This is a genomic window from Haemophilus parainfluenzae ATCC 33392 (assembly GCF_031191205.1).
Lineage (GTDB): Bacteria > Pseudomonadota > Gammaproteobacteria > Enterobacterales > Pasteurellaceae > Haemophilus_D > Haemophilus_D parainfluenzae.
The window spans coordinates 1,376,930-1,396,845 of sequence record NZ_CP133470.1; the positions used below are offsets into that span (position 1 = coordinate 1,376,930).

Below are 19,916 nucleotides of genomic sequence, written 5' to 3' on the forward strand. Positions count from 1 at the left end.
TATGCGTCTCATTCCTCTGAACAATGAACAACAAGTCAGCCGTTGGGCGGCGCGTCATATTGCTGATCGAATTAATCATTTTAAACCTACTGCAGAACGTCCTTTTGTATTAGGTTTACCAACAGGTGGTACGCCACTTAAGACCTATCAAGAATTGATTAAATTAAATCAAGCAGGAGAAGTGAGTTTTAAACATGTGGTGACCTTCAATATGGATGAATATGTGGGCTTGCCAAAAGAACATCCAGAAAGCTATCACAGTTTTATGCATAATAATTTCTTCAACCATATTGATATTCAACCGCAAAATATCAATATTTTAAATGGTAATACCAATGACCATGATGAAGAATGCCGCCGCTATGAAGAAAAAATTAAATTTTACGGTAAAATTCATTTGTTTATGGGTGGTGTAGGTGTTGATGGGCATATTGCCTTCAATGAGCCAGCGTCTTCTTTAAGTTCACGTACCCGTATTAAAACTTTAACGCCAGATACTATTATCGCGAATTCTCGTTTCTTTAATAATGACGTAAATCAAGTACCAAAATATGCTTTAACAATCGGTGTAGGGACATTACTTGATGCTGAAGAAGTGATGATTTTAGCAACGGGTCATAATAAAGCCTTAGCTGTACAAGCAGCAGTAGAAGGTGGCATTAATCACCTTTGGACGGTAAGTGCTTTACAGCTTCATCGTCATTTCGTTTTGGTATGTGATGAGCCTGCATTGCAAGAATTGAAAGTCAAAACAGTGAAATATTTTACTGAATTGGAAGGACGCGCGATTCATAGTGTATTATAAGTGCGGTTAATTTTAATTGGATTTTAGGAAGGTATGATGAAGTATGCATTAATTAACAGTGTAATCTACACGAAAAATGAAGTGTTAAGAGATTATGCGGTGGTTATTGAAGGGGAATATATTCAATCTGTTATTCCACAAAGTGAATTAGAAAGTGGGATTAAAACTATTGATTTAAAAGGGCATAATCTCACAGCAGGCTTTATTGATCTGCAATTAAATGGTTGTGGTGGCGTGATGTTTAACGATCAAACAAGCGTAGAAACATTAGAAATCATGCAAGCCACTAACTTGAAATCAGGCTGTACGAGTTTCTTGCCAACGTTTATTACTGCACCGGATGAAGATATTAAATATGCAGTAAATACCATGCGTGAGTATTTGAATAAGCATAAAAATCAAGCGCTTGGCTTACACATCGAAGGACCTTATTTGAGCTTAGAGAAAAAAGGCGTGCATCGCCCAGAATATATCCGTGAAGCGACACCAGAGATGAAAGATTTCTTATGTGATAACGCGGATGTTATCACCAAACTGACCATTGCCGCTGAAAACCCAACGGTGCAATATATTCCTGATTTTGTGAAAGCAGGCATTATTGTGTCTATTGGTCATTCTAATGCGACTTATGAAGTGGCGAAAGCGGCCTTTCATAAAGGGGCAACCTTTGCAACTCACTTACACAATGCGATGTCGCCGATCAGTTCAGGACGTGCAATGGGCGTAGTTGGTGCAGTGCTAGATTCCGATGTTTACACGGGCATTATTGTAGATGGTGTGCATGTGAATTTTGGTAATGTTCGCTTAGATAAAAAAGCGAAAGGTGACAAACTTTGTATCGTAACCGATTCTCTTGCTGCTGCAGGTGCACCACCTGAATTGGAAACTTTCACCTTTGTAGGAAAACCAATTTATGTGAAAGAAGGCCGTTGCTACGATGCAAATGGTACGATTGCAGGCGCATCAATTACCATGATGGAATCTATTAAAAATGCGGTGGAGTATGTAGAAATTCCATTAGCAGAAGCGATTCGCATGAGTAACCTTTACCCTGCGAGAGCAATTGGCGTAGATGATCGTTTAGGCTCAGTTGAAGCGGGTAAAGTCGCAAACTTGGCGGTGTTCACAAAGGATTATGATGTGATTGGTACCGTATTAAACGGTGAATGGAAACCGAACTAAAGTGCGGTCAAAAATAGTATTATTTTAAACGTAATCCGATCCTTAAACAGATCGGATTATTTTTTATGGCTGCAGCTCGGAGATCTTACCGGTATCTACTTGGAACAATTTTCCTTTTTCTACTTGCATTTCTTTGAGTTGCCCTTGAGTGATGGCAGTAACAAAGACCTGAGAACCACTTTGTTGCAAGCGTTCCGCAAGCAGGGCGCGTTTATGCTGATCCAACTCTGAGGCAAAGTCATCAATTAGAAAGATACAATGGCGTTGTTTTTGAATCATTAAATGTTCACCTTGCGCTAAGCGTAGCGCACACATCAATAATTTCAATTGGCCACGAGAGAGTACATCTTCAACCGGTAATCCATTTGCTTTAAAACGGAAATCGGCTTTTTGTGGACCTGAAACCGTATAGCCAATGGCTTTGTCTCGCTCAAAGTTTTGCGCCAGTAATTCGCCATATTCTGTCTCTTTCTCCCAGCCTTGATGAAAACTCACAGTAATCTCTAATTCAGGTAAAAATAACTGGCAGGTTTTTTCAATTTCTGGGCGTAAGGCCTCTGCGTATTCAGCTCGCCAATCACTCACTTGGTGGGCTAATTTAGCTAATTCAATGTCCCATATTTTTATTGTAGAATAAGGCTGATTTTGACTGAGTGCGGCATTTCGTTGTTTTAATAAACGGTTTAAGGCAACCCAAGAGGAATGGAAACTATTATGGTGGTGGAATAAGCCCCAATCTAAAAATGCACGTCGAAAACTAGGTCCGCCATTTAATAGGGTAAGTCCTTCAGGCGTAATTAATTGCATGGGTAAAAGGTGAGCGAGATCAGCAATTTTATTGCCGTCTTCACCGTTTATTTTCGCGATGGTATTACCTTGACGAAGTTTTTGTAAGCCAACAGCCCATTGATGCTGGCTTTCTTGAATTTGGCCAAAAAGCGTGAAATGAGGTTCGTCGTAAGAAATGATGCGATTTGAGACCGCACTTTTGAAAGAGCGACCATGCCCGAGATAAAAAATAGCTTCTAATAAGCTCGTTTTTCCGCTGCCGTTATTGCCGACTAAAAAGTTAAAGCCGTGATCAAATTCAAGATCCACGGCATTTAAATTTCTAAATTTTTCAACAATTAAGCGGGAAATGGCCATTATTTCTAGAGGCGCATTGGCATAATGACGTATTCTGCGCTTGCATCTTCGCTGTTTTCAATTAAGCAGCTTGATGACGCATCTGTGAGGCGGATACGTACTTGTTGGCATTTTAAGGCATTCAATACGTCTAAAATGTAAGTCACATTAAAACCCACTTCCATTTCTTCACCTTGGTAATTTACATCCACGATTTCTTCTGCCACTTCGTGTTCAGGGTTAGATGCGGTAATTTTAAGTTGGTTTTCACTTAAGTTTAAACGCACACTACGTACACGTTCATTTGAAAGAATCGAAGCACGTACAAAAGCTTGTTTTAAGGTTTCCCAGTTTCCTTCTACGATACGCGTTGCATTACGTGGTAAAACACGACGGTAATCAGGGAAGCGACCATCAATGAGTTTTGAGGTAAATACAATGTGGTTTAAGTGGATACGAAGATTATTTGTACCAATTTGCAAACGAGCAAGTTCATCACTGCTTTCTAATAGGCGATTCAGTTCTAATACCCCTTTACGTGGCAGAATAACCGAATGAGTTTGCAGATCTTGATCTAATTCAATCGTACAAACAGCAAGACGGTGACCGTCAGTTGCAACAGTACGTAGTAAATTACCTTCGGTTTCAAATTTCATGCCGTTTAAGAAATAGCGGGCATCCTGATTTGCCATTGAAAATTGGGTTGCTTCAATTAAGCGACGTAAGGTGCTTTGCGGTAAGGCAAAATCCACTTCAGATTGCCAATCTGTCAGATTTGGGTATTCTTCTGCAGGTAGCGTAGTGAGATTAAATTTACTGCGACCAGACTCTACAATGGCACGATCTTCCTCAAAGGTGACCGTAATTTCAAATTCATCTGATAGCGTGCGACAAATATCTAAGAATTTTTTAGCCGGAATGGTGAACGCACCATCAGCGGTTGAAGAAGAAAGTTGAGTATAGCTAGAAAGCTCAACTTCAAGGTCTGTACCTGTAATCGTTAAACGGTTATCTTCAATTTGTAATAATACGTTGTTTAATACAGGAATATTCGGACGATTGCTTAATACGCCACAAACTTGCTGTAAGGGTTTTAGTAGATTTTCTCTTGAAATGCTAAATTGCATCATTGGCTCCTTATGCAGATAATGTGCGAATTAAATTCGCCCAGTCTTCTTGAATACTGCTGTCTTTTTCACGGAATTTAGGCACTTCACGGCAGGCATTTAAGACTGTCGTATGGTCGCGTTCAAAGGCACGGCCAATTTCCGGTAAGCTTTTATTGGTTAATTCTTTTGCTAACGCCATTGCCACTTGGCGGGGGCGAGTGACTGATCTTGCTCTGCTTTTTGATTTTAAATCCGCCACTTTAATTCGATAGTATTCTGCCACGACTTTCTGAATATTTTCAATGGTTACCAAACGTTCTTGTAAGGCGAGAATATCTTTTAATGTGTCACGGACAAAATCAATATCAATGTGACCACCTTTGAAGTCTTGCATCGCTTTCACACGGTTTAAGGCACCTTCTAATTCACGAACATTGGTGCGTAAGCGCTGGGCAATAAAGAATGCCACTTCTTCTGGCAGTTCCATATGATGTTCTTCCGCTTTTTTCAGCAAAATCGCAACACGGGTTTCTAAATCAGGTGGCTCAATCGCAGTGGTTAAACCCCAACCGAAGCGAGATTTTAGGCGTTCTTCAATTTTCTCAATTTCTTTTGGATAGCGGTCAGAGGTCAAAATAATTTGACGGCCAGTTTCAAATAAATTGTTGAAAATATGGAAAAATTCTTCTTGTGTTTTTTCTTTCTCTGCAAAGAATTGAATATCATCCACTAATAATGCATCAAGAGAACGATAGAATTTTTTGAATTGATCCATTTTATTATCACGCATTGCTTTTACCATGTGCTGCATAAAGTTATTTGCATGGATATAAAGCACGCGGGCATTCGGTTTATTCGCTAAAATGCCGTTACCGATTGCGTGTAATAAGTGGGTTTTACCTAAACCTGTACCACCATATAAAAAGAATGGGTTTGCCGTTGGTTCACCAGGTGCAAGGGCGAGTTTTTGGCCTACTGCACGAGCGAGTTGGTTTGATTTACCTTCAACAAAGTTTTCAAATAAATGTTTATGGTTTAGATGAGATTCAAATTTAGTGGGAACATCAGATTCTTGCTGAAAATTGACCGCACTTTCTTGATGATTATTCGTTTGAGTTGAGGCTGGTTCAACGGCTTTTGGAGCTGGTTTTACCCCTTCTTTTACGATAATTTGTAAATTTGGATTTTTAGCAAGGGCTTGGCAAATTTGATGAATTTGGGCCAAGTAATGATTTTCTACCCAGCTTTTCACAAACATATTTGACGCATATAACACCACTTGATCTTGCGAGATGACATCCGCTTGTAATGGGCGTAACCACGTGCTGAGATCCATCGGGGAAACTTGATCTTGTAGTTGTGATAAGCAATCTTGCCATAGGGTAGAAAGGCTCACGATAAATTATCCTTATGTTATGCGTATAAAATAAAAGCCGCAAAAGTGCGGTTAAAAATCGAAGAGAATTTTACAATAATTTAGGCAAAAGATCTTCTGTTGGTCGTCAAAAAAAGACAAAAAGGTTGCTTGAGATTTTGTCCAAAATCCGTATAATCCCCACGATTTTAGAAGAAACGGAAGATTATTTCGGAATTTTCTCTTTTCTTGTTTGACGAAAGCCCAATTTATGATTAAAATTGCGGTCTATTTTTTATAACCCTTGTTGTGTTTTGAATATCAAAACAGTAAACCATTTTGATTTAGGTAGATTACAATGAAACGTACATTTCAACCTTCTGTATTAAAACGTAGCCGTACTCACGGTTTCCGTGCTCGTATGGCAACTAAAAACGGCCGTCAAGTTTTAGCTCGTCGTCGTGCTAAAGGTCGTAAGAGTTTATCTGCATAATCACCTCTGTTAGTGATTAAGCTAAACTTCTCTCGGGAGTTACGATTGTTAACTCCCACTCAATTCAAAAATGTCTTCGAACAACCGTTTCGAGCAAGCACCCCTGAAATTACCATTCTCGCACGCAAAAATAATCTTGAGCATCCACGCTTAGGTTTAACTGTGGCTAAAAAACATCTTAAACGAGCACATGATCGTAATCGTATCAAACGTTTAGTTCGTGAAAGTTTTCGTTTATCCCAACATAATTTGCCTTCTTGTGACTTTGTCTTTGTGGCGAAACGTGGCATTGGTCAGCTTGATAATCAAACGTTTTTACAAACTTTGGATAAATTATGGGCACGTCACATTCGTTTGGCACAAAAATCCTCATCGCTCTAATTAAGTTTTATCAAGTAGCGATTAGCCCTTTAATCGGGCCGCGTTGTCGTTTTGTGCCAACCTGTTCTTGTTATGGTATTGAGGCGTTAAAAACACATGGATTGTTAAAAGGTAGTTGGCTTACTCTAAAACGTGTATTAAAATGTCACCCCTTAAGCGCCGGTGGATTCGATCCTGTTCCACCGAAAAAGATTAATAATAACGATGAGAAAAAATAATGGACTCAAGACGTAGCCTATTAGTGCTTGCACTACTCTTTATTTCTTTCCTTGTTTATCAGCAATGGCAACTTGATAAAAATCCACCGGTTCAACAACAGACCACGGAACAAACAACAACCGCCTCTTCTGATGTACCGGCAAGTTCTTCTTCATCTGCCGAAGTAGTGGCAGACTCACAAACCAAAGGTCACATTATTACATTAGAAAATGATGTATTCCGTTTGAAAGTGGATACATTAGGTGGTGATGTAATCAGTTCTGAATTATTAAAATATGATGCAGAATTAGGTTCAAAAGAACCTTTCGTCTTGTTAAAAGATACAAACGAGCATGTTTACATTGCACAAAGCGGCTTGATCGGTAAAAACGGGATCGATACAAAAGCAGGTCGTGCACAATATCAAGTTACTGGCGACAATTTCAAATTAGCAGAAGGTCAAAATGAACTTTCTGTGCCATTAACACTTGAAAAAGATGGTGTGACTTATCGTAAAATCTTTGTATTAAAACGTGATAGTTACGATGTAGGTGTTAACTTTGAAATTGTGAATCAAAGTGGTAGCGCAATTGAAGTTGAGCCTTACGGTCAATTAAAGCATACATTAGTTGAAAGCAGCGGTAACGTGGCAATGCCTACTTATACCGGTGGTGCGTATTCTTCTTCTGAAACCAATTACAAAAAATACAGCTTCAGCGATATGAAAGACAAAAATCTTTCTATCGATACCAAAGCAGGTTGGGTTGCTGTGTTACAACACTATTTCGTATCAGCTTGGATCCCAAATCAAGATGTAAATAACCAACTTTATAGTATTACAGACAGCAAAAATAACGTTGCGTCTATTGGTTATCGTGGTCCAGTCGTTTCTATTCCAGCTGGGGCAACAGAGACTATTACTAGCTCATTATGGACTGGTCCAAAATTACAAAACAAAATGGCTGAAGTGGCTAACCACTTAGACTTAACCGTTGATTACGGTTGGGCATGGTTCATCGCAAAACCATTATTCTGGTTATTAACGTTCATTCAAAGTATTGTATCTAACTGGGGTGTGGCAATTATTTGTGTCACCTTAGTGGTTAAAGCGATTTTATATCCGCTTACAAAAGCACAATACACTTCTATGGCGAAAATGCGTATGTTGCAACCAAAAATGCAAGAAATGCGCGAACGTTTTGGTGATGATCGTCAACGTATGAGCCAAGAAATGATGAAACTTTACAAAGAAGAAAAAGTAAATCCACTTGGTGGTTGCTTACCATTAATCCTCCAAATGCCAATTTTCATTGCATTATACTGGACGTTTATGGAAGCGGTTGAACTTCGCCATGCGCCATTCTTTGGTTGGATTCAAGATTTATCGGCACAAGACCCTTACTATATTCTCCCAATCTTAATGGGCGGATCAATGTTCTTGTTACAAAAAATGTCACCGACACCAGTTGCCGATCCAATGCAACAAAAAGTGATGAACTTCATGCCGTTGATCTTCATGTTCTTCTTCCTCTGGTTCCCGGCAGGTCTAGTACTTTACTGGTTAGTGTCTAACTTAATCACTATCGTACAGCAACAAATGATCTACCGTGGTTTAGAGAAAAAAGGGTTACATACCCGTAAAAAATAACAGATAGAAGGCATCGAAAGATGCCTTTTTCTATCATTGATTGATATATAATCTCATGGGCGTATTAATGCGCCCTCTCATTTTTTAATCGCCAATAAAAGTGCGGTCAATTTTTAGTGAGTTTTTATGAAAGAAACAATCGTTGCACAAGCGACAGCGCCAGGACGTGGCGGTATTGGTATTTTGCGTGTATCCGGCCCGAAAGCCCTTGAAGTGGCACAAGCTGTACTAGGTAAATGCCCTAAACCAAGAATGGCAGACTATTTACCTTTTAAAGATGCCGATGGCACAGTATTAGATCAAGGCATTGCGCTTTATTTTAAATCACCAAATTCCTTTACTGGTGAAGATGTATTGGAATTACAAGGTCATGGCGGCCAAGTAGTATTAGATTTGTTGCTAAAACGAATCTTACAACTTGATGGTGTTCGTCTTGCGCGTCCCGGTGAATTTTCAGAACAGGCTTTTTTAAACGATAAATTAGATTTAGCTCAAGCAGAAGCTATTGCAGATTTGATTGATGCCACTTCGGAGCAAGCCGCTCGTTCGGCATTAAAATCATTACAAGGTGAATTTTCTAATAAAGTGAATCAGTTGGTGGATTCCGTCATTTATCTTCGTACTTATGTGGAAGCGTCGATTGATTTCCCCGATGAAGAAATTGACTTCTTGGCAGACGGTAAAATTGAAGCAAAATTACGAGAAATTATTAATCAACTTGATTTAGTCCGTAGCGAAGCGAAACAAGGCTCGATTTTACGTGAAGGGATGAAAGTGGTGATTGCGGGTCGTCCAAATGCGGGTAAATCCAGCTTACTGAATGCTTTAGCGGGCAGAGAAGCGGCTATTGTGACAGATATTGCGGGAACGACGCGCGATGTATTGCGTGAGCATATTCATATTGATGGCATGCCTTTACATATTATTGATACTGCAGGACTTCGTGAAGCGACAGACGAAGTTGAACGTATCGGCATCTCGCGTGCGTGGACTGAAATTGAGCAAGCCGATCGTATAATTTTGATGTTGGACAGCAGCGATCCTGATAGCCAACATATTGAAAAAGTGCGGTCAGAATTTTTATCAAAATTGCCAAATAATATGCCGGTGACCATTGTCCGCAATAAAGTAGATTTAAGCGGCGAGGCAGTTGGACTAAAAGAAGAAAATGGAACAACGACCATTTGTTTATCGGCTCAAACTCATCAAGGCGTAGATTTATTACGTGAGCATTTAAAACAGGCGATGGGTTTCCAAACAGGGATGGAAGGTGGCTTCTTAGCACGTCGTCGTCATCTTGATGCTTTAGAAAAAGCGGCCGAACATTTACAAATTGGATTAGTTCAATTAACCGAGTTTCATGCTGGTGAATTGTTAGCGGAAGAACTTCGTTTAGTACAAGCTAACCTCAGTGAAATTACGGGGCAATTTACCTCGGATGATTTACTCGGGAATATTTTCAGTTCTTTCTGTATTGGAAAATAGGTTTTAGGTTATGACTTTTCATATGTTGTGGGTCATTGCTTTGGGTCTTTCTATGGATGCGTTTGCGGTATCCATTTCCAAAGGTTTGGCAATGCGGGCTTTTCGATGGAAACAAGCGCTTGCCATTGCATGCTGTTTTGGACTATTTCAAGGCATTATGCCGGCAATCGGCTATGTTGTCGGGCTACAATTTAGTCAGATGATTCAAAATTGGGACCATTGGATTGCCTTTGCTTTACTTGTGCTTATTGGTGTGAATATGATTCGTGAAGGGTTGAGTTCAGATGATGAACCCGCTCCATCATTGATTAGTTTAAAACACTTACTAACACTTGGTGTGGCAACGAGCATTGATGCGTTAGCCGTTGGTGTCTCTTTTGCTTTTCTTTCCGTAGACATTGTGTTGGCTGTATTTATCATTGGTTTAATCACCTTTGTCATCTCTTTTATTGGTGTAAAGAGCGGTCATTTTTTAGGGAAAAAATTCAAAAGCAAAGCAGAGATTTTTGGCGGTTTAGTGTTATTAGTCATGGCTGTGAAAATCCTACACGAACATGGTGTTTTTTAAGTGCGAATTTTCGCCTTTTAGATTATAATCCTATGAACTTTGTCTTTTTTAAAAGGGTAATAATTGAATGTTAATTGAAAAAATGCATGGCATCGCCCATAGTTTTATCGGAAAAGCGATCTTTGCTTTAATTCCAGTTTCATTTTTGATTGGTGGGATGTCAGGTTATCTGTATAGCAGCAATGATAGTTTTGCGGCAAAAGTAAATGGCGAGACAATCTCTCAACAAGATTTCTTAAATCGTTATAACCAAGAGTTTGAAGCTAGAGCTCAACAAGAAGGCGAGAGCTTCCTAGCGAAAACTGACTCTGTGGAATTTGTGACCGCACTTCGTCAAAATTTAATTCAACGTTTGGTTGATCAAGAGTTAATCCGTCAATATGCGAAAGAATTAAAATTAGGTGTAAGTGATGAGATGATCAAGCGCGCGATTGTGAGCGATCCTAACTTACAATCTAACGGTAAATTTGATAACGTGCGCTATCAACAATTATTGTCCCAAAATGGCTTAACATCCGATACTTATGCGGCTATTTTACGTAATGCATTAACACTTGAACAAATGCAAAACGGTTTGGCTGACAGTGAGTTTGTCGTGCCGGCTCAAGTGAAAGATAACGCACAAGTCTTTTTCCAAAAACGTATCGCTCGTCTTGCAACTCTTCCATTAGCCGATGAAATTGCAAAACAAAAAGTAACGGACGAAGAAATTAAAGCGTATTACGATGCGAATGCGAAATCACTTGTTCAACCTGAACAAGCGAAAGTGCAATATATTCACGTCTCAGCAAATGAATTAGGTAAGTTACAACCTGTCACTGAAACACAAATTGCACAATATTATCAAGAAAATAAAGCGCAATTCATTAGCCAAAAATTAGCACATATTCAATTATCAACTGAGAAAGAAGCGGATTCCGTTTATCAAGAACTGAAAAAAGGTGCTGATTTTGCTGAGTTAGCAAAAACAAAATCCCTAGATAAACTTTCTGGTGCTCAAGGCGGTGAATTAGGTTGGGTAAAAGACAACGAATTACCGAAAAACTTTGAAGATGCAGCATTATTGTTAAATGTTGGTCAATACAGCACACCGGTTAATGTGGATGGGGCTTACCATATTATTTTAGTGCAAGATCGTAAAGAACGTACTTTAGAAGAAGTGAAAGAACAAATCGCGGATACTGTGCGTAAAAACTTAGCAGAAAGCCGTTTCCAAGCAGTAGAAAAAGCCGTTCGTGAAAAAGCAGCCGAAAGCAGTGATTCATTAGCTGCGGTAGCGGATGCTGCAGGTGTGAAAGTGGAAGAAACGGATTACTTTGGTAAAAACAATGTCCCTGCGGCATTAAATTTCCCAAATGTGACTTCTGCTATTTTTGAATCTGATATTGCAAACGGTGGTGCAAATTCTGAGCCATTAACTGTAGGTGAAAATGAATTTGTAGTGGTACGTGTCGTGGATCATAAAGCTGAAGGTTTACAAAGCCTTGATGAAGCAAAATCAACGATTGAGCAATTCTTAAAACGTGAAAAAGCCGATAAAGTATTAGCTGAAAAAGCAGAGCAAGCGGTTAAAGCACTATCTACTGATTCTACAAAATTACCAGCAGGCATTAGTTTTAGTGAACCACAAACCTTTACGTTAATGGATAATAAAGATCCAATGCTTTATGAAGGTGTGTTTGCTATTGCTAAACCACAAGATGATAAAGCGGCGTATCAAGTTGCCCGGAACAGCAAAGGTGATGTGGTTGTGATTGCCCTTGAACGTGTAGAAGAACCTACTTTAAGTGAGCAAGAATTAGCGAAATTTAGCACGCAACTTGTTCGTGCACGTCAAGGTGAATTGCAAGGACAGTTAATGCAAGCATTACGTGAAAAAGCACAAATTGAGATTAATAATACCTTTATTAATCAAGATGATTCAGAAGAAGGTGCAGCTCACTAAGCCGATTGAAATATCATTCATCATCAATTTCTGATGGAAAATAAAAGCAAAGTGCGGTAAATTTTGACCGCACTTTTTTATATAAAATAAGGAGAAGACTATGGCTCAAGAAACCATTTTCAGCAAAATTATTCGCAAAGAAATTCCTGCCAATATTGTTTATCAAGATGAATTAGTGACCGCATTCCGTGATATTTCACCACAAGCGAAAACCCATATTTTGATTATCCCAAATAAAGTGATTCCAACGGTTAATGATGTGACAGAACAAGATGAAGTCACCTTAGGTCGCTTATTTACGGTCGCGGCTAAAATCGCTAAAGAAGAAGGTATTGCCGAAGACGGTTATCGTTTAATCGTGAACTGTAATAAACACGGTGGACAAGAAGTATTCCATATCCATATGCATCTTGTTGGTGGTGAACCTTTAGGTAGAATGTTGGCGAAATAATGAAAAAGATCCTCATTACAGCAACGGTATTATTTTTAACTGCTTGTTCATCTACACCAAATATTGTGGGAACCAATAAGCCAATTTTAAATATGGCGGCAAATTTAGCACCGGCTTTAGATGTCGATTTGTCGGATAATACCGCGGCTTTAAAAAATAAAACTACGCAACAGCTCAATGTGCTTTACCATCTTTATTGGTATAACACACAAGGTGTAACGCAAGTTTGGCCAAATCAGCAAGAAAGCCAATCAGGCAATATTTTATTGCAACCGCAAGAAAAGAAAGTGTTTGAACTACCAAAACCAAGCACAGAAAGCACCAATTATCGTCTTTATTTACAATAGTTTATGTCCACATTATTAATTGACCTTGAAGGTCATGAACTCAAACAAGAAGAAGTTGAATTACTGGAACATCCTTTAGTTGCTGGTTTGATTTTATTTACCCGCAATTTTTATGATCATCAGCAAGTTCAAGCGCTAATCAAATCCATTCGTCAACGAGTGAAAAAGCCTTTATTGATCACGGTCGATCAGGAAGGTGGTCGCGTGCAACGTTTCCGTGAAGGTTTCACTCAGCTCCCTGCAATGCAGGCTTTTGCGGCATTAGTTGAGGATTCAACTCAGCAACAGCAAATAGCAAAAGAAGCGGGCTGGCAAATGGCGGCTGAAATGGTGGCACTAGATATTGATTTGAGTTTTGCTCCGGTGTTGGATTTGGGGCATGAATGTCGTGCGATTGGCGATCGTAGTTTTGGCTGCGATGTAAAAAGTGCGGTCAATTTGGCAGCTGCTTTTATTGATGGTATGCACCAAGCAGGCATGGCAACAACAGGAAAACATTTCCCAGGACATGGTCATGTTTTAGCTGATTCTCATCTTGAAACGCCTTATGATGAGCGAGCAAAAGACGTGATTTTTAATCATGATATTTTGCCATTCCAGCAATTAATTCAACAGAGTAAGCTCGATGCGATTATGCCGGCTCATGTGATTTATGCACAATGTGATAGTCAACCAGCAAGTGGTTCGAGTTATTGGTTAAAAGAAATTTTGCGTAAACAGCTGGGCTTCCAGGGGGCAATTTTCTCTGATGATTTAGGCATGAAGGGAGCTGGTTTTATGGGCGATTTTGTGGCTCGCAGTGAAAAAGCCTTGAATGCTGGTTGTGACTTATTATTGCTTTGTAATGAACGTGAAGGTGTCATTCAAGTGCTTGATAATCTGAAGTTAGAGGAAACCACAGAGCATTTTGCAGCCCGCGAAGCTCGCTTGAAATCGCTCTTTAAACAAAAATCCTTTGATTGGTCAGCGCTCACCAAAACTTCACGTTGGATTGAAAATCATCAAAAACTGACCGCACTTCAACAAGAGTGGCTTGCTTCTAAATGATTGATTGCCACCATTATCAAAAGGGCGATTGCCGTTCTTGTCAATGGCTTGAAATGCCTTATGAACAGCAACTCGCCAAGAAAGAAGAGCATCTTAAGCAACAACTTGCCAAATTAGATTGTAATAATTTAATTTGCCATCCGCCATTTTTTTCCTCCGAGTCTGCCTTTCGTAATAAAGCGAAGATGGTTGTAAGTGGCGCGGTGGAACGTCCCATTCTAGGTATTTTACAAGACCCGAATGATCCTCAAAGTGCGGTGGACTTATGTGATTGTCCGCTTTATCCAAAATGTTTTGCAGAGCTATTCCCGATTCTAAAAGATTTTATTGGACGCGCTGGCTTAGTCCCTTATAACGTAGCTAAACAAAAAGGTGAGCTCAAATATATTCTGCTTACAGAAAGCCAACATACAAAAAAATTGATGTTGCGTTTTGTATTACGTTCAGAAACTAAATTGCCGTTAATTCAACGTGAATTTGAAGGCTTATTGGAAAAATTGCCACAACTTGAAGTGGTGAGTGTGAATATCCAACCTCAACACGCCGCAATCTTAGAAGGTGAGAAAGAAATCTTTTTAACGGATCAGCACATCTTATCAGAAAGCTTTAACGGTATTCCGCTCTTTATTCGCCCTCAAGGTTTCTTCCAAACGAATCCACTTATCGCACAAGGGTTATATGCAACGGCACAAGATTGGGTGCAAGATTTGCCTATTACTAAACTTTGGGATCTCTTTTGTGGCGTTGGAGGTTTTGGACTGCATTGTGCCAAAGCTTTACAAGATAAACATCAACAAGAAGTGGAATTGACTGGGATTGAAATTTCCCCATCAGCTATTCAAGCGGCGACTCTATCCGCCCAGGTGTTAGGTCTAAACAACGTTAAATTCCAATCTTTGGATGCGGCTAATTTTGCTTTAACACAAGATGAAAACAAACCCGATTTGGTGATCGTCAATCCGCCTCGTCGAGGCATCGGAAAGGAACTCGCTGAATTTCTCAATGAAATGCAACCGCACTTTATTCTTTATTCCAGCTGTAAAGCGATTTCCATGGGAAAAGATTTGCAGCATCTAACCAATTATAAACTTACTCAAATTCAATTATTTGATATGTTCCCGCATACAGCGCATTATGAAGCCCTGGCATTGCTGAAACTCAATCCCTAATAAAAAAGCTAACATCTCTGTTAGCTTTTCTATTTAGAAATTTAACCGCACTTTTATTTTGCTATAAACCAGGGCAATTAAGAAAAATAAAGCTTGTAACAAAATAATGCATGCACCAGTGGACGCATCAAAATGATAGCTAAGTAGTACGCCTAATAGGCTTGCAGTCACTGCGCTGATAATCGCGATAACTAGCATCTTATCGAATCGATTCGTCAGTGTGAGAGCAGTGATGCCAGGCGCAATTAGCATCGCTACAACTAGAATAACCCCAACGACTTGCATCGTACTCACAATGGTGAGTGCGAGTAATGTGAGTAAGCCATAATGCAATAATTTAGGCGAGAGACCTGCAACACGGGCATGGCTAGGGTCAAAGCAATAAAGCAGAAAATCTCGACGCTTTAAGCCTAGTAAAATAAAAATGATCAAGGCGATGATAGCCGTTTGAATCAGCTCTTGTCGGCTTACACCTAATACGTTACCGAATAAGATGTGTGTGAGATGTTGTGAAGTTTGGATTTTAGTGAACAGCACCAAACCAATGGCAAACATCCCCGAAAATACAATCCCCATAGCGGTATCTTCTTTGATACGGCTGTTTTCTTTTAAATAACCCACCCCTAATGAACAGGTAATACCTGAGACAAACGCACCAATCACTAATGGAATACCAGCTAAAAAAGCTAAGACAATACCTGGCAGGACTGCATGGGAAATGGCATCGCCCATCAATGACCATCCTTTCAACACTAAATAGCAAGAGAGTAGCGCACAGATCACGGCAACCACTAATGCAGTGAGCAATGCATTTTGCATAAAGTCAAACTGAAATGGCTCAACGAAAATAGCGAATATTTCACTCATGGGCCACCGCCTTACGTCGTTTTTGACTCATTAATCCGTATTTCGGCGAGAATAGAAAAGCTAATAAAAATAACAAGGTTTGTAATGTCACGATGACACCACCTGTTGCGCCATCCAGATAATAGCTTAAATAGACACCAACAAAACCAGTGATTGCTCCCAAAGCTACGGCAATCTGGATAAGAGTTTTGAATTTATCGGTAAGTAAATAGGCGGTTGCACCTGGTGTAATTACCATGGCAATTACTAAAATCGCCCCAACAGTTTGCAATGCGGCAACAACACAAGCACTCAATAATGTAAAAAACAGAACTTTGTAAAACAGTGGCGAAAGCCCAACTGTTATTGCTTGCGTTTCATCAAAGAAAATCAGTAACAGATCCTTCCAAAAAATAAGCAATAAGACCAAGCAAATCAACATAATAATGGCTACTTGATAAATATCTTCATCGGCAATCCCGAGGATATTACCGAGAATAATATTTTGCACATTTATTGAGGTTGGATTAAGGGAAATAATCAACAATCCCAAGGCAAAAAAGGTACTGAAAATAAAGCCAATAACGGCATCTTCTTTGAGTTTAGAAATGGATTTGATCCATAAAATGGAAAGTGCGGCCAAAATTCCGGCAAAAAAAGCACCTAAAGCATAGGGGAGTGAAAAGGCATAAGCAATTGCCACACCCGGAACTACGGAATGAGAAAGCGCATCACCAATTAATGACCAACCTTTCAACATTAAATAGGCAGAAAGAAAGGCACAAATGCCACCGACTGCGGCACTTATCCACATGGCTTTTTGCATATATTCATAGGAGAAAGGTTCCAGTAAATATTCAAGCATGACTTATTCCTTGTCAGACGGAGGCAGACGACAGGATTTTACAGCCGTTGCAGGCGGATCATTTTTGGTTTCACCATAGAAGACAACAGGACGTTCATCATCCGTAAGCACGGTGACAGCACGTTTATCTTCATCATTATGCAGATCTTCACCCAATAATTTGATGTGTCGTAATACACCACCAAAGACTTTTTCCAAATTATGTTGATTGAATGTATCTTCCGTTTTACCGGCTGTAATCACAGTACGGTTAATCATCACCACTTGATCACAGAAGTCTGGTACAGAGCCTAAATTATGGGTAGAAACTAAAATTAAGTGTCCTTCAGCACGTAATTGGCGAAGAAGTTCCACAATGGCATTTTCAGTTTTAACATCCACGCCCGTAAAAGGCTCATCGAGTAAGATAATCTTACTTTGTTGTGCTAATGCTCGAGCTAAAAATACACGTTTTTTCTGCCCACCAGAAAGTTCGCCGATTTGCCGTTCAGCTAAATGCTCGATGTTTACTCGTTGCATCGCTTCAAGCACTTTTTGTTTGTCTTCAGCCTTTGGAATACGTAGGAAATTCATGTAGCCGTAGCGTCCCATCATGACAACATCATAAACAGAGACAGGAAATTGCCAATCAACTTCTTCCGCTTGCGGCACATAGGCAATCAAATTTTGTTTCAACGCCCGATTAATTGGCAAACCACAAATCGTTATGTTGCCTTGTTGTGGTTTGATTAATCCCATGATGCTTTTAAATAACGTTGATTTTCCGCTTCCATTTACGCCGACAAGGGCACAGATGGTTCCCCCCTGTAATTCGAAAGAAACATCATAAATTGCAGTATGCCCGTTGTTGTAACGCACGGTTACATCATTAACGGAAATAGAAGCGGAAAGTGTGGTCATTATTTTTCAAATCCTTTCACAATGGTAGATACAGTGACATTGAGCAAATCGATATAAGTCGGTACAGGGCCATCAGCAGCAGAAAGGGAATCGACATAAAGCACGCCACCGTATTTGGCTCCACTTTCTTTTGCTACCTGTTGAGCAGGTTTGGCTGACACAGTACTTTCACTAAATACCACTGGAATGTGATTTTTTTTCACTAAATCGATAAGTTTACGCACTTGTTGAGGCGTACCTTGTTGTTCAGCGTTAATTGGCCATAAATAGCCTTCTTTGAGATCGTAATCTTTCGCTAAATAACTAAAGGCACCTTCACTGGTGACTAACCAACGTTGGTCGGCAGGAATCTGTGAGAGTTTTTCACGTAAAGGTTTATCGAGTTGTTTGATTTTTTCTGCATACGTCGCTGCATTTTTTTGATAAGCATCAGCATTTTGCGGATCGTATTTAACTAATGCATTTTTGATATTTTCGACATAAATCAACGCATTAGATGGCGACATCCAAGCATGTGGGTTAGGTGCATCTTTATAAGGGCCTTCATAAATAGACAGTGGCGTAATGCCTTCGGTTACCACAACGGCTGGTTTGTCTTTGATATTTTGGAAGAAACGCTCAAACCAACGCTCTAAATTTAATCCGTTCCATAAAATTAAATCGGCAGATTGGGCTTTTACAATATCTTTAGGGGTAGGTTCATACTCGTGAATTTCTGCACCGGGTTTAGTGATGGATTCCACCGTCGCAGCATCGCCCGCAACATTTTGTGCAATATCCTGAATAACAGTAAATGTGGTTACCACTTTAAATTTCGCTTCGGCTTGTAAAGTAGCTAAACCTAGAGCGATAACAGATAGGCTTTTAAATAAATGCTTCATGAGATCTCCTTAAAAATAATGATTAATTAGCATTCTGCAGAATAATACCATTTTTTATAAGATTTTCAAATGAAAATAATTATCAAATCCATAGGCGATTAAAATTAAAAAGCGGAAAATTTTGTGAAAAATTGACCGCTCTTTTTTGAAATGATTAACCACCAACTTGTTGGATCAGGCGCTCCATACCCGCTTCATCATAGCCTTCTTCATATTGGGCTTCATCAACGGTAAAGTTTTGCATGCTACGTCCAGCAGTACAACCATATTGTTCCAGTTTTCCTTTCGTAAAGTTGCTACGAAATGCAGATGAATGGTTATTTAAACTAATCACGCCGATAGTCGAGTGATTACATGGATTTTTGTTTACGAAGACTAAATTATAGCCAGATTCGCGGATATAGCCGGTTTTATTAACTGCCGCATCGAAAACTTCTTCACGCACTAATTTATTGGTATTTTTGACGAAAACACTACGTCCTCCTGCTTGAATAAAGGCGCTTGGCATATTAGAAAGATTTTTAATTTGAGTTTTGTTGAGTGAGTATTTGGCTAGCTTAACCAAATCCATTGCACTTGAAATGTTGCTATCAGATAAACCTGAGCTATCTGAAAAGCGAGTAGAGCGCATGCCTAATTCTCGAGCTTTTTCATTCATTTTTTGGATGAATTGTAAGCGGCTCATGCCTGCAGAACGAGAAAGTGCATGAGCAGCATAGTTATCAGAATGAACGAGCATTGCTTTTAACAATTCATTACAAGAAATCGGCGTATATTTAGGTAATTTTGTATGAGTGCCTTTGATGTAATCGTAATCATCGTCAGTAATCGATGCGGTACAGTTTGCATTTCGATTATTTTCAAGAAACACATTCGCCGTCATTAATTTGGTGACAGAGGCGATGGGTTGCACATGATTGGGTGAGCTACTTTCTAACACTCTATCATGAGTGAAATCATACACAATATAAGATTGTGCCGTTGCGACTGCAGGCACTAAACACAATACAGAAAGAACTTTTTTTAACATATCTTCAATATAGCTAACTCAGAGAATAAAACGAAGTGCACATTCTATCAGTTTTTGTAGGGCTTTGGGATGTGTGAAAGAGAAAAA

Annotated in this window: 21 protein-coding genes; 13 read left to right on the forward strand and 8 right to left on the reverse strand. The window is 39.5% G+C overall.

The features are described from left to right. Position 1: 1 nt before the first annotated feature. On the forward strand, positions 2-805 hold the full coding sequence (gene nagB / locus RDV53_RS06785) for a glucosamine-6-phosphate deaminase (RefSeq protein ID WP_005695562.1): 804 nt from the start codon (positions 2-4) through the stop codon (positions 803-805). Positions 806-841: 36 nt separating this feature from the next. After that, positions 842-1,987: an N-acetylglucosamine-6-phosphate deacetylase gene (nagA, locus tag RDV53_RS06790; RefSeq protein WP_005695564.1), complete on the forward strand. Its 1,146-nt coding sequence runs from the start codon at positions 842-844 to the stop codon at positions 1,985-1,987. Positions 1,988-2,050: 63 nt separating this feature from the next. On the opposite strand, the gene recF is transcribed toward nagA, so the two are convergent. The 3 genes from recF to dnaA are packed head-to-tail and all read right to left on the reverse strand — an operon-like array spanning position 2,051 to position 5,617. Continuing rightward, positions 2,051-3,133: a DNA replication/repair protein RecF gene (gene recF / locus RDV53_RS06795; RefSeq protein WP_005695565.1), complete on the reverse strand. Its 1,083-nt coding sequence runs from the start codon at positions 3,131-3,133 to the stop codon at positions 2,051-2,053. 5 nt (positions 3,134-3,138) lie between these two features. Continuing rightward, a complete protein-coding gene (dnaN, locus tag RDV53_RS06800) occupies positions 3,139-4,239 on the reverse strand; it encodes a DNA polymerase III subunit beta (RefSeq protein WP_014064018.1) in 1,101 nt (366 codons plus the stop codon). Positions 4,240-4,249: 10 nt separating this feature from the next. Beyond that, entirely contained in the window at positions 4,250-5,617 is a 1,368-nt protein-coding gene (dnaA, locus tag RDV53_RS06805; protein ID WP_005695567.1) for a chromosomal replication initiator protein DnaA, read from the reverse strand. Positions 5,618-5,933: 316 nt separating this feature from the next. On the opposite strand from dnaA, the gene rpmH reads away from it, so the two are divergent. From rpmH to rlmC, 11 genes are all read left to right on the forward strand, one after another. Next, positions 5,934-6,068, forward strand: coding sequence for a 50S ribosomal protein L34 (gene rpmH, locus RDV53_RS06810; RefSeq protein WP_005539760.1), 135 nt, complete (start codon positions 5,934-5,936; stop codon positions 6,066-6,068). A gap of 12 nt (positions 6,069-6,080) precedes the next feature. Beyond that, positions 6,081-6,449, forward strand: coding sequence for a ribonuclease P protein component (gene rnpA / locus RDV53_RS06815; RefSeq protein ID WP_014064016.1), 369 nt, complete (start codon positions 6,081-6,083; stop codon positions 6,447-6,449). Then, the gene (yidD, locus tag RDV53_RS06820; protein ID WP_005695569.1) at positions 6,404-6,667 is read left to right on the forward strand and encodes a membrane protein insertion efficiency factor YidD; all 264 of its coding nucleotides are present in this window, start codon (positions 6,404-6,406) and stop codon (positions 6,665-6,667) included. The genes rnpA and yidD overlap by 46 nt, the downstream gene beginning before the upstream one ends. Then, complete coding sequence (yidC, locus tag RDV53_RS06825; protein ID WP_005695570.1) at positions 6,667-8,295, forward strand: membrane protein insertase YidC; 1,629 nt, start codon at positions 6,667-6,669, stop codon at positions 8,293-8,295. The genes yidD and yidC overlap by 1 nt, the downstream gene beginning before the upstream one ends. 126 nt (positions 8,296-8,421) lie before the next feature. Further along, positions 8,422-9,780: a tRNA uridine-5-carboxymethylaminomethyl(34) synthesis GTPase MnmE gene (gene mnmE / locus RDV53_RS06830; RefSeq protein WP_005695571.1), complete on the forward strand. Its 1,359-nt coding sequence runs from the start codon at positions 8,422-8,424 to the stop codon at positions 9,778-9,780. A gap of 10 nt (positions 9,781-9,790) precedes the next feature. Beyond that, a complete protein-coding gene (locus tag RDV53_RS06835) occupies positions 9,791-10,348 on the forward strand; it encodes a manganese efflux pump MntP (protein WP_005695573.1) in 558 nt (185 codons plus the stop codon). Between the two features lie 67 nt (positions 10,349-10,415). After that, positions 10,416-12,293 (forward strand): peptidylprolyl isomerase, encoded by a 1,878-nt coding sequence (gene ppiD, locus RDV53_RS06840; protein ID WP_005695574.1) that lies wholly within the window; start codon positions 10,416-10,418, stop codon positions 12,291-12,293. Between the two features lie 100 nt (positions 12,294-12,393). Then, positions 12,394-12,744 (forward strand): purine nucleoside phosphoramidase, encoded by a 351-nt coding sequence (hinT, locus tag RDV53_RS06845; protein ID WP_005695575.1) that lies wholly within the window; start codon positions 12,394-12,396, stop codon positions 12,742-12,744. After that, complete coding sequence (locus tag RDV53_RS06850) at positions 12,744-13,091, forward strand: DUF1425 domain-containing protein (RefSeq protein ID WP_005695576.1); 348 nt, start codon at positions 12,744-12,746, stop codon at positions 13,089-13,091. Before hinT ends, RDV53_RS06850 begins: the two co-directional genes overlap by 1 nt. A gap of 3 nt (positions 13,092-13,094) precedes the next feature. After that, complete coding sequence (nagZ, locus tag RDV53_RS06855; protein WP_005695577.1) at positions 13,095-14,138, forward strand: beta-N-acetylhexosaminidase; 1,044 nt, start codon at positions 13,095-13,097, stop codon at positions 14,136-14,138. Then, positions 14,135-15,307 (forward strand): 23S rRNA (uracil(747)-C(5))-methyltransferase RlmC, encoded by a 1,173-nt coding sequence (gene rlmC, locus RDV53_RS06860; RefSeq protein WP_005695578.1) that lies wholly within the window; start codon positions 14,135-14,137, stop codon positions 15,305-15,307. Before nagZ ends, rlmC begins: the two co-directional genes overlap by 4 nt. Positions 15,308-15,340: 33 nt before the next feature. Here rlmC and RDV53_RS06865 read toward each other — a convergent pair whose 3' ends face one another. The 5 genes from RDV53_RS06865 to RDV53_RS06885 form a co-directional block, all read right to left on the reverse strand. Next, the gene (locus tag RDV53_RS06865) at positions 15,341-16,174 is read right to left on the reverse strand and encodes a metal ABC transporter permease (RefSeq protein WP_005695579.1); all 834 of its coding nucleotides are present in this window, start codon (positions 16,172-16,174) and stop codon (positions 15,341-15,343) included. Beyond that, positions 16,167-17,018, reverse strand: a complete 852-nt coding sequence (locus tag RDV53_RS06870) for a metal ABC transporter permease (RefSeq protein WP_005695581.1) — start codon at positions 17,016-17,018, stop codon at positions 16,167-16,169. Before RDV53_RS06870 ends, RDV53_RS06865 begins: the two co-directional genes overlap by 8 nt. A 3-nt stretch (positions 17,019-17,021) precedes the next feature. Beyond that, the gene (locus tag RDV53_RS06875; RefSeq protein WP_005695582.1) at positions 17,022-17,918 is read right to left on the reverse strand and encodes a manganese/iron ABC transporter ATP-binding protein; all 897 of its coding nucleotides are present in this window, start codon (positions 17,916-17,918) and stop codon (positions 17,022-17,024) included. Continuing rightward, positions 17,918-18,799: a metal ABC transporter substrate-binding protein gene (locus RDV53_RS06880; RefSeq protein ID WP_005695583.1), complete on the reverse strand. Its 882-nt coding sequence runs from the start codon at positions 18,797-18,799 to the stop codon at positions 17,918-17,920. Before RDV53_RS06880 ends, RDV53_RS06875 begins: the two co-directional genes overlap by 1 nt. Before the next feature lie 154 nt (positions 18,800-18,953). Then, positions 18,954-19,829 carry a D-alanyl-D-alanine carboxypeptidase family protein gene (locus RDV53_RS06885; protein WP_005695584.1) on the reverse strand — a complete coding sequence of 292 codons (876 nt, stop codon included), beginning with the start codon at positions 19,827-19,829 and terminating at the stop codon, positions 18,954-18,956. Between the last annotated feature and the right edge of the window lie 87 nt (positions 19,830-19,916).

Bases quoted from the DNA above. Each gene is read 5' to 3' on its own strand.
- nagB (WP_005695562.1), top strand. From the start codon at position 2: ATGCGTCTCATTCCTCTGAACAATGAACAACAAGTCAGCCGTTGGGCG.
- nagA (WP_005695564.1), top strand. From the start codon at position 842: ATGAAGTATGCATTAATTAACAGTGTAATCTACACGAAAAATGAAGTG.
- recF (WP_005695565.1), bottom strand. From the start codon at position 3,133: ATGGCCATTTCCCGCTTAATTGTTGAAAAATTTAGAAATTTAAATGCC.
- dnaN (WP_014064018.1), bottom strand. From the start codon at position 4,239: ATGCAATTTAGCATTTCAAGAGAAAATCTACTAAAACCCTTACAGCAA.
- rpmH (WP_005539760.1), top strand. From the start codon at position 5,934: ATGAAACGTACATTTCAACCTTCTGTATTAAAACGTAGCCGTACTCAC.
- yidD (WP_005695569.1), top strand. From the start codon at position 6,404: ATGGGCACGTCACATTCGTTTGGCACAAAAATCCTCATCGCTCTAATT.
- yidC (WP_005695570.1), top strand. From the start codon at position 6,667: ATGGACTCAAGACGTAGCCTATTAGTGCTTGCACTACTCTTTATTTCT.
- mnmE (WP_005695571.1), top strand. From the start codon at position 8,422: ATGAAAGAAACAATCGTTGCACAAGCGACAGCGCCAGGACGTGGCGGT.
- RDV53_RS06835 (WP_005695573.1), top strand. From the start codon at position 9,791: ATGACTTTTCATATGTTGTGGGTCATTGCTTTGGGTCTTTCTATGGAT.
- ppiD (WP_005695574.1), top strand. From the start codon at position 10,416: ATGTTAATTGAAAAAATGCATGGCATCGCCCATAGTTTTATCGGAAAA.
- hinT (WP_005695575.1), top strand. From the start codon at position 12,394: ATGGCTCAAGAAACCATTTTCAGCAAAATTATTCGCAAAGAAATTCCT.
- RDV53_RS06850 (WP_005695576.1), top strand. From the start codon at position 12,744: ATGAAAAAGATCCTCATTACAGCAACGGTATTATTTTTAACTGCTTGT.
- nagZ (WP_005695577.1), top strand. From the start codon at position 13,095: ATGTCCACATTATTAATTGACCTTGAAGGTCATGAACTCAAACAAGAA.
- rlmC (WP_005695578.1), top strand. From the start codon at position 14,135: ATGATTGATTGCCACCATTATCAAAAGGGCGATTGCCGTTCTTGTCAA.
- RDV53_RS06865 (WP_005695579.1), bottom strand. From the start codon at position 16,174: ATGAGTGAAATATTCGCTATTTTCGTTGAGCCATTTCAGTTTGACTTT.
- RDV53_RS06870 (WP_005695581.1), bottom strand. From the start codon at position 17,018: ATGCTTGAATATTTACTGGAACCTTTCTCCTATGAATATATGCAAAAA.
- RDV53_RS06875 (WP_005695582.1), bottom strand. From the start codon at position 17,918: ATGACCACACTTTCCGCTTCTATTTCCGTTAATGATGTAACCGTGCGT.
- RDV53_RS06880 (WP_005695583.1), bottom strand. From the start codon at position 18,799: ATGAAGCATTTATTTAAAAGCCTATCTGTTATCGCTCTAGGTTTAGCT.
- RDV53_RS06885 (WP_005695584.1), bottom strand. From the start codon at position 19,829: ATGTTAAAAAAAGTTCTTTCTGTATTGTGTTTAGTGCCTGCAGTCGCA.